The organism is Paraburkholderia sp. BCC1876 (genome assembly GCF_902833695.1).
In the GTDB taxonomy this organism is placed as follows: Bacteria; Pseudomonadota; Gammaproteobacteria; order Burkholderiales; family Burkholderiaceae; genus Paraburkholderia.
In genome coordinates, this window is the sequence record NZ_CADFGI010000023.1 from 1 (window position 1) to 8,640 (window position 8,640).

Below are 8,640 nucleotides of genomic sequence, written 5' to 3' on the forward strand. Positions count from 1 at the left end.
CTCCCCGCCTGCCCTTCTCTTGAGTGACTGGTTTTGATGCAGCAGGCCGCAGACAATTAAGGTGCCAGTTGCATGGGATTCCGGACCGTTTCGAAATCAACCGAGTGATGCAACGTGATGCGCGTAAGTCCGACGACGACTGCGTACGATCGACCAATATGAGCCGCCCGGACAAGGATGACGTGCGTCCGATCCCCGGCGCATATGAGACGGTTCCGTCCTATCACCCGTAGAACGTTTCCTATATCCTCAGAGGTGATTTTGATATGTGAAGACGTGCTTCATAGAACGTAATTAAAACACTATTCAGTAATTATTTATTTTCTAGTGGCAACTTCATCCATCTAGTCCGCTGGTATAAGATTTTTCTACTTTCTATCCTATGTAAAAGGCGTGAATTTTAACTCGCAAACAGACTAACATTTCGCAAGGCGGCCGAAAATGAAAGGAAAAAAATGGTTTCTGGTGTTCGTATGGCTGCTCGGGGCACTCTTTTTTTTACCGGTTGAGCGTTGTGCTGCTATGGACGTCTCGGCATGCGACGCTACCCTTGCCAAGGACGCATACAATGACTCGTCAACCAGTAGCACCGATTATCGTTTGGCGACGCTAGTGACTCAGTCCGATTGGGAGCAAGCCTCTCATTCGGGTGGTGCAAGCGCTGTTATTTACGGGTTCCCCGTTGGCGCAAGTTATAGCGACTATAAGAACTCTGTAACAGAGTCATTGAATGCGCGTAATGAATCGCTTACTGATAACGAGACGCGACAACTTGCGATGCAATATTTATCAGACAACTCCTTGACCGCATACCTTGCGTGCATTAGAGGAGTTACGCGTACGCCAGGCGTGGGATTGTATCTCGGTAAAGTAACGGACACTACTATGTCGGTGCATGCGACTTATGCCGCCCCCGGGACGGGATTTCTTCATCTTCCAGTGAGAGTTAAATGGTCCGGAATGGTTCCTTCGCCCGGCACATCACTGCCGCATTACCTAAATCCTGGTGATGACGTGATTTTAGAATTTTCAAGGCCAAAGGCATCAGCGATTGTTTCTATTCGGGCTGGCGGCACGGCGGACGACATAATTTTGAGTGCTTTGATACCGCCACCAGAATCAGCGCCAAACTACATCTTGAAAATAGATGAAATTGATGATCGATTTACCTGCTATATCAATGAAAACAGAAGTGTGATTTATCAAGTTGGCTTCGGGCAGAGTAATAGTTGGAACATAAATTCACAATTGCACCCGGGCGAAAACTCGCTAAATTGCAAAGAGGAAGATCTACATCCTGACAACCATGGTAATCCGTGCTGGCATTATCATGTGGCCGTTTTTAAGGATGGAAAATCATTTATTGAGCACGATACAGGGAGCTGCGGTGCTGGCGCACAGCCGCCTGGCCCCGTAGCGCAAGAAATGATTCCATTCTAATCGGTGTCCGATCAACTCCTTGGAGCAGACGTTCCGAGGAGGATTGTGGAGGGCCGTAGCTGTCTGATCACTGCCTCATAAAAACAGCAAGGACCGACTGAATAATCGCGGACGCGATCGGCGGCACGCGACCCGCCGCTACCGTCCGGCTTTACGTACCCTGAATGGCAGCCTTCGAAGGTGTTGCGGTCACTCGCAACACCTTCGAGCAGAGGAGTATCGGCCAAAGCCCTCATATGCTTAGCGGTGCTGCGGATTTAACTATGGCTGCCGCGCGGACACAACCGGCGAGCGATCAAGAGCCATTGTGGGTAACCGTTGTTGCACTCGAGCGCACGCGACAACGCCCATTGATCAATGAGGTGCGCAGCGCAAGGCAAAAGGATTCGTTTGCGCGCGCATGGAGCAATGCGACGGTCTGCCGTCCCTCCGTTTCCGCTTCCCCCAACTTGACGAGCAATTGACGGTACAGCCTGCCAAGGCCCGCGGCATCGGTCGTCAACTTTTCGCTTGCAATTAGCATGTAAAGCGTGCGAAAGGCACGGATACGTCCGTATGCAAGCGTGACTTTTTCCGGCAATGCGACGCCGAGCAGGCCGATTTTCGGCACGGCACTTTCGTAGATCAGGTCACGCGGCATTTCGATATCCGCGACACGGATCATGACTCCGCCGTCGGCCTGTTCAGCAAGAAGCGTGACAGATTGAGTCAGGTCTCGTATCGCGGCCCCGTATGAAAGCAGTTCGCCCGCGATGGCGCTTGCTAGCGCCGACCCATCGCGGAATCGCCGGAAGTCTTCAGCGATAAAATTCGCAATCACGGCTACGACGACGCTTCCCGTGAAGGTAAAAAATGGCCCCCAAAAGCCACTCCAAAATCCTTCCATCTTCCATCCCCCTATCGTTGGACACACTGCGATTCTACCCAGACACAAGTAAGCCACGCTGCATTAGGACAGGGTTGGCCGTGAATTGACGATGGGCTCACAGAGTAATTTTGACGGCAGAGCGTGGGCTATGATTACCCCTTTTGGCATCCTCAACGAATCCGGGAATTCAGAACCGGCCGATCGTCACGATTCGGAGCGCCCGGTGTCGAGTTTTTTGTAATCGACGCTGTGCCGACTATCCACTTGACGGGAAGGCGACGCGCAAACGTCTTGTCGATTGCACCGGCAAGCGTCGCTTCATGGCCGGCAAGCGCCCCACCACCGAGTACTATCTGATGCACTTCCATTCTGGAAAAGAATAAATGATTAAGAGAATATTTTACTCATGGCAAAGCGACCTACCGAATGCTGTGAATCGAGGATTTATTGCGAAAGCGTTGGCTGCTGCGATTAAAAATCTCGGGAAAATGCCAAATTTTGGGAACTCTGAGATGGTCGAGGCAGATCGTCCACCGAAAGAGGTTGCGAAATCGACGATTGCATTAGACCAGGCAACCAGTGGCACCGCAGGCGCCGTCCATATCGCCCACACGATTCTCGACAAAATACGCGAGACCGACGTCTTTGTCGCAGACATCTCGACGATAAACAAAGGCACACGAAAGTTCAGAAAGTGCCCCAACCCCAACGTCACATTTGAACTCGGCTACGCATGGTCGATACTCGGTGAAAATCGTTTAGTTCTTGTATTCAATGAAGCGGAAACATCAGCAGCGATAGACATTCCGTTTGATGTTCGGGGACACAAGTACATCTCGTACAATTTGTCTACCACATCGAGTCCAGAGGATAAAAAGACTGCAAGCGAACAGCTTCGCTCTAAGTTGCAAAGCGAGATCGCTAGCATACTGGCGGCGGACAGCCCGAGGCCACATGAGTTGGCAGGAATGTCTGATCCGGAGATTCGGCGCGCCCATGACCGAGAGGTCTTGGCCAACGTTTTCGGTCATATGAGTTTGAGTCTTCTGGACCAACATATAGGTGAATCACCGCGCTATCTCAGCTATGGCATCACAGTCATGTGGGACGAGTTTGATAGTTTTTATTCTCGTTCTGGTTTCCACATACACGACGAGGAGCTAAGAAAACTGCTGGCGGCGTTTGTGGATGCATGGAGCAAGTCAATGCCAGGTGACGATTTTAACTATTACTTAGAAATGCCGGATCCTTGCACGGAACGTTTTATGAGCGACCACGAAGCTCGTTGCCAGCACTGCGATTCGGAAGTGCGAATAGCCCGCCAGACCCTTAAGAGGGGTAGAGATGCTCTTGTTGTTGCTCTGGACCGCCTGTTGACATACACCCAAGCTCATTTTCCGGAGATCAACCCCCAAGCGCTTGGAAATGAACTGGGCCGATCTATCTCCCAAAAGATGAGGAAGCTTCGCAAGAAGAACTAACGTAGTTTTGGTGGCTATTCACCATGGCTACGACGTTTGAGATGGCGCCGTCCGGCGTGGCTGTCGATAATGTAGCGACTTGAGTCACTGTGTTACTCCCTCGCGTCGTCCCCGTAGCGGTCATTGAACCGATAGTACTGAGCGGCTGGTTACGGCCGTTCGGTGACGCCTCGGCCGCCGCTGTACGCGATCGCCTCTGCTGCGCCGCGAAAAATGGAGAATCATCGCGAAGTAGCAAGCCGCTCGGGGAAATGGGTGCAGCGTACCGCTAAGGCAGTACAGTGAAAATACAGTTTGGACAGGCTAGGATGGCCTTGAATGAGCTTGTTTAGCCTTGATTTTGAAGTTTGCGAGTTGCGCAAGGCATTGATTTATAAGGGATCGTAGCGCGCTGGTAAAACTCCGAAGGCAGGGGTTGCTGGTTCGATCCCAGCCGGGCGCACCAAGCTTTCGCTAATAACCAACGAGTTATCTGCGGCAAGTCTGTACCAAGCAGTTCAAATACCCTCCGCAACGCCCTCATTTTCGTCCCTCGTTGTCCCCTTCCTGTCCCGTAGCAAACACGCAACAAGGTCGGTAATCAACGCCTGCTCTTGAGTGTCTCGACAGCATCGACCAGTCGTTCACCCTTCGGAAAGTCATCCGTCACGACCTGAGCCAGCAGCGTCCCTTGGGCATTCCTGAGCTGCACAATCACGTTCTTGCGCTTGGTGTACACCGTGGAGGTAGCGCGCTTTCCAGTACATCCGGCCCGCGTACTTGTGCTGAGTCTGCGTCAGGGTTATGAAATCGTGGTGGTCTTGCCGTCCTGTCCGAACTCGACATACTCCGCAGTGGTACGGACGGACTCGGGGCGAATATCCCGCTCCTGCTCCGTGAACGCCTGCTCAATGACGCTCTCTGGATTTGGCACGTCGGTGCGTGCGGTGTATGGCACAACTTGGGCTGCACACACACGCCCGTATGCCGCCTGGGGGTGACTGAGAAGGCCGAACATGAATAAGGCTGTTAGCTTTCGGCGCGCGATTGCTGGCGCCGTGCCCGAGCTGCACGACGACTGCGACTAGCTGCTCGTGTTCGTCGACGCCGGGAAGGTGATCGCGACGAACGAACCCGCGCTCTCATTCGAGTATCGATAGACCCTCAACGCGATCATTACAGACTTTGCCGGTGACGCCGACGCGGTTTTCGTTGCGCTGATTGCGTGGGTCAAGCGTAACCAATTCGACCTGTTCGCGAACGCAGACGAACGGATGAACGCCTTATCTTTCGAAGTCGATCACCTGACGCAAACGACTTGCGACCTGTCGATTAAGCTCAACCTAACCGAAAGCGTAGTCGTCGGCACCGACGCGACCGGCGCACAGACGATCAATCACGTCGACGAGCCTGTTCCAGAATGGATGCTCGATAACCTGTTCGAAAAATGAGCGAACTGAACGCTTTCGAATCATGGGCGGGGCACTTTCTCGCCAAGCCGACCACGTTCAACGCGCACCTCGGTGGAAGTGCGTAAATGTTACGGGCGCAAGGTGGTGCCGAACACGTAGCAGTCTCTCGCCTCTGGCCCGAATGCCGGCGTCACGGCCCATTTTTTCAGTACACCCTCGCAATGCAAGCCTAATTTCTCCAGGACGCGTTTAGATCCAATGTTTTCCACGTCGCAAACCGTCCAGATGCGTTGCGTTGAGGGCGTCCGCCACAGAGCCTCAAGAGCGACCGCCCCAGCTTCGGCGGTTAGCCCTCTGCCCCAGTAGCGCTTGGCAATACCGTAATGAAACTCGGTCTTGTGACCTTCCGGGATCGCCAAAAACACGCCGATTGCTTCGTCGGTCTCTTTGTCGCAAATGACCCACGAAAAGGGTGCCCCTGCCGTCTCCCACGCTGCGTCGGACCACTTGTGAAGCATCGCCGCAGTCTGAGCAACTGCCGTATGAGCTCCGCGCTGCAAATATCGAGAACACGCCGGGTCGCCCGTATAATTGTTATACAACCGCTGTGCATCGCCGGACTTTGCCCGTCTAAGGAGTAATCGTGCCGTGGACAAAGTAATTCGGTCCCGTGCCAACTCGCCTGTTTTAAACTCCAAGATCTCACTCCCTTCACAGCGGATCGCCGCCCGCGAGTACCTGTCAATCATGAAAAACTTGCGTCTTCCCAAATGAAACGCGAGTATCGTCCATAAAACGCAAGAACGCCCGCTGGACTGGCGCTCCTGGTATTGGGTCCTCCATGCGATCGCGCCCATGAAAGCAAGTCAGGTTGTTCAGAACGATTAGGCGACGCTCGGCTTGAGCGATTTCGAAGCGCCCATAACTCTCTTTCAGAGCACTTCTTAAGCGATCGAACTCGGCTACTGTTTGCGTTGAATTCCTTCCATTTCTGTCAATTCGCCCATTTAAGAAGTAGATAGGACCAGCTTCACCGTCCTTCACAATCGGCCCAGTGCGTAGGTATTTTTCGCCGAATCGGCTATTCCCGTCTTTGGTGACCAGAAGCTGAGGCAAAAGCTCGAATGAAATGTCAGACCGCAGCAGATCATTTTTAGAAAACTCCGTAAATTCAGACCATTTTGAAAATGGAAGCCAATGGAAATTTCCAGGTCTTTTATAAGAAACCAGCAAATTAAATAACCCAATTCTGTTTGGGACATATGCTTCATCGTTCGAGCAGTACCAATCTGTGTGAAGCACGACATCTGTAGTATTGTTGTATTGAATATCAATTCCAGAAGCTTTTGCCACACCGGGTGGAGTCATATGTAGCCAGAAAGGCGTCTGTCCTATGGGATTTGTGCGACTCTCAAAAAGACTTGCACATATTGCCGTTGCCGCTGCGGCACCGATTACCAGATTTTGGTGATCAGTGGAGGCGTCATCCCGAGCGATGTCGACGGCCGACAATCCCACCGACGGATCGATTAATAACGCTTGCATACTCTCGATAACGTCACCGAAGAGGTCCTTGCCAGCATATGCCAATTCATTGCAAAGATCTCTGTTGGCAAATGCCCCAAAAGTCAATTTTGGAAAGGATCCTGCGATTCGTTGTGAAAATTCAACGTATTCCTTCCGCCCAAGTTCAATAAGATAATCACTCATGGTTCCTTGCGCTCCTGGTTGAACCGTGAACATATAACAAAAAAGGTGCCGGCCACCTCGACGACTCGCCTTCTCTAAACTGGGCCTAAGCTAGCGTGCCGGGATAGAACTCCGAACGAGAATCAACAATTCTCAGCATGATTCTGCTTAAATCCAATCCTTGGATAGGGTCTTCGAAAATGTCACGTGCGTGAAATCCGCTCGTGTTACGCAAAATAATCGCGCGACGTTCTCGCTGATCGATTCGAATCCGGGAATCGCTGCTAGCGATCGACTTACGCATTGCTGCGCACATTTCCACAAGACGATCCGAGTTTTCAGCGGAGTTCACCTCTCCGTTTAGAAAATATCTGAAATTTCCGTCTGTATTTTTCCAAATCAGCGGCGCATGTACAAAACTCGGCCCTCGCTGGACAAAATCTCCGTTTGCGTCTTCGTACATCATCGGCGTCAGCTTGACGGTTGTGCGAACGTCTTCCTCTGCCATCTGGTGGAACATGTCGGCTTCGTTCCAGCTAGACGTAGGAAGCCAGTGAAAACATCCTGGGTTGTTATAACCGATGAAGGCGTTATAAACGCCGATATGTCTGGGAAGTGCGACACCGTCTGTGGTAATCGTCGCGTCGTTGTGAAATCCGAGCTTGGCGTCAGGCGTGAATTTTTCCAGCCCCGCACTTTTCATCTTTCCAACTGAGCTATGGCTTGCCTTATGAAGAGAGAACGGAGCGCCCTCTCCATTCCTTCGGAAGGGAGTTCCAACGGCATTAAACAACGCGGTGAATGTGGCCGCGCCGCAGACAAAATTTTCGGCTGATGACAGATCATCTGATAGAGGGATATCCGCGACGGCAATTCCTCCATCGTTGCTATCAACATGCGATTTAATTTGCCGAATCGCTTGAGAAAAAAACTGCTTTGCGAGAATATCAATCTCCCTCAAAACAGAATCTTTTTTAAGCGAGCCAATAGTCGGCAATGTACCTATTTCTTCAGATAGTCCACGCGCGAATTCACGGTATTGCTTTTCGGTTATGACAGTAGTCAAGTGCGATGACATTTAATCAATCCATTTTTCCGAAGTTGAATCTTGTGTCAAAGGAACGCTAGCCCCTTTGACACGTTTATTGAGAGATGCAACGATAAGTCCGTTCGATTTTATTTAGATCTACTCCGGTCGCCGCATCTCACTACTACCTCACATGTTGCATTCAGGCGAGGAACTAAGAACTTCGAAATCATCGTCGATTGACGCCAACAAAACCGCTGCGTCGGCTTGTTTTTGTGACGCCTGTGCCGTAGTCGTTTGATCGGTCGACACCGGCGCAGCTACCGACAAGGCAGAAGTTGCGGCAAATGCACCAGCCACAACTGCTTTCAAAACGGTTTTCTTTTCCATTTCGCTTTTCCAATAACGGATTAATTTAATTACGGAACGTAAGCTCTCGGCTTACCCGCTACAATTTACATATAAACGGGACGATTTCGTATTTGTCTGATGATTGAATTTTCCTATCGAGTGATACCTCTATTTGAGTTGTAAGCACCTGAAAGTTTATTCAAAATGTAATTCGCATAAAATTCACAGATCGCAATTAAAATCACGTCAAGTGGGCTAAGCGCAGATACCAAAACTCAGATTTTTGAAGTCGACGATTTATCTGCGTCCGTTGTGATTTTGGGCACCGCTTACTACGCCTCGAGCCTCTATTTCGCATCAGATATCTGAGCCGCACTAATGGTCCGTGCGCGC

Annotated in this window: 8 protein-coding genes; 3 read left to right on the forward strand and 5 right to left on the reverse strand. The window is 51.2% G+C overall.

Annotated elements, in window-relative coordinates; all coding sequences use genetic code 11:
* Positions 1 to 441: 441 nt before the first annotated feature.
* Positions 442 to 1,440 (forward strand): hypothetical protein, encoded by a 999-nt coding sequence (locus HWY05_RS37500; RefSeq protein ID WP_176061461.1) that lies wholly within the window; start codon positions 442 to 444, stop codon positions 1,438 to 1,440.
* 295 nt (positions 1,441 to 1,735) lie between these two features.
* Here HWY05_RS37500 and HWY05_RS37505 read toward each other — a convergent pair whose 3' ends face one another.
* Positions 1,736 to 2,326: a hypothetical protein gene (locus HWY05_RS37505; RefSeq protein ID WP_176061462.1), complete on the reverse strand. Its 591-nt coding sequence runs from the start codon at positions 2,324 to 2,326 to the stop codon at positions 1,736 to 1,738.
* 365 nt (positions 2,327 to 2,691) lie between these two features.
* On the opposite strand from HWY05_RS37505, the gene HWY05_RS37510 reads away from it, so the two are divergent.
* Both HWY05_RS37510 and HWY05_RS37515 read left to right on the forward strand, forming a co-directional pair.
* On the forward strand, positions 2,692 to 3,789 hold the full coding sequence (locus HWY05_RS37510) for a hypothetical protein (RefSeq protein WP_176061463.1): 1,098 nt from the start codon (positions 2,692 to 2,694) through the stop codon (positions 3,787 to 3,789).
* Between the two features lie 1,151 nt (positions 3,790 to 4,940).
* Positions 4,941 to 5,219: a phage tail protein gene (locus HWY05_RS37515; RefSeq protein ID WP_176061468.1), complete on the forward strand. Its 279-nt coding sequence runs from the start codon at positions 4,941 to 4,943 to the stop codon at positions 5,217 to 5,219.
* Between the two features lie 89 nt (positions 5,220 to 5,308).
* Here the strand turns inward: HWY05_RS37515 and HWY05_RS37520 are convergent, their stop codons facing one another.
* From HWY05_RS37520 to HWY05_RS37535, 4 genes are all read right to left on the reverse strand, one after another.
* Entirely contained in the window at positions 5,309 to 5,878 is a 570-nt protein-coding gene (locus HWY05_RS37520; RefSeq protein ID WP_176061464.1) for a GNAT family N-acetyltransferase, read from the reverse strand.
* 43 nt (positions 5,879 to 5,921) lie between these two features.
* Positions 5,922 to 6,890, reverse strand: coding sequence for a hypothetical protein (locus HWY05_RS37525; RefSeq protein WP_176061465.1), 969 nt, complete (start codon positions 6,888 to 6,890; stop codon positions 5,922 to 5,924).
* Positions 6,891 to 6,975: 85 nt separating this feature from the next.
* Positions 6,976 to 7,947, reverse strand: a complete 972-nt coding sequence (locus tag HWY05_RS37530; RefSeq protein WP_176061466.1) for a hypothetical protein — start codon at positions 7,945 to 7,947, stop codon at positions 6,976 to 6,978.
* Positions 7,948 to 8,085: 138 nt separating this feature from the next.
* A complete protein-coding gene (locus HWY05_RS37535; protein ID WP_176061467.1) occupies positions 8,086 to 8,286 on the reverse strand; it encodes a hypothetical protein in 201 nt (66 codons plus the stop codon).
* Between the last annotated feature and the right edge of the window lie 354 nt (positions 8,287 to 8,640).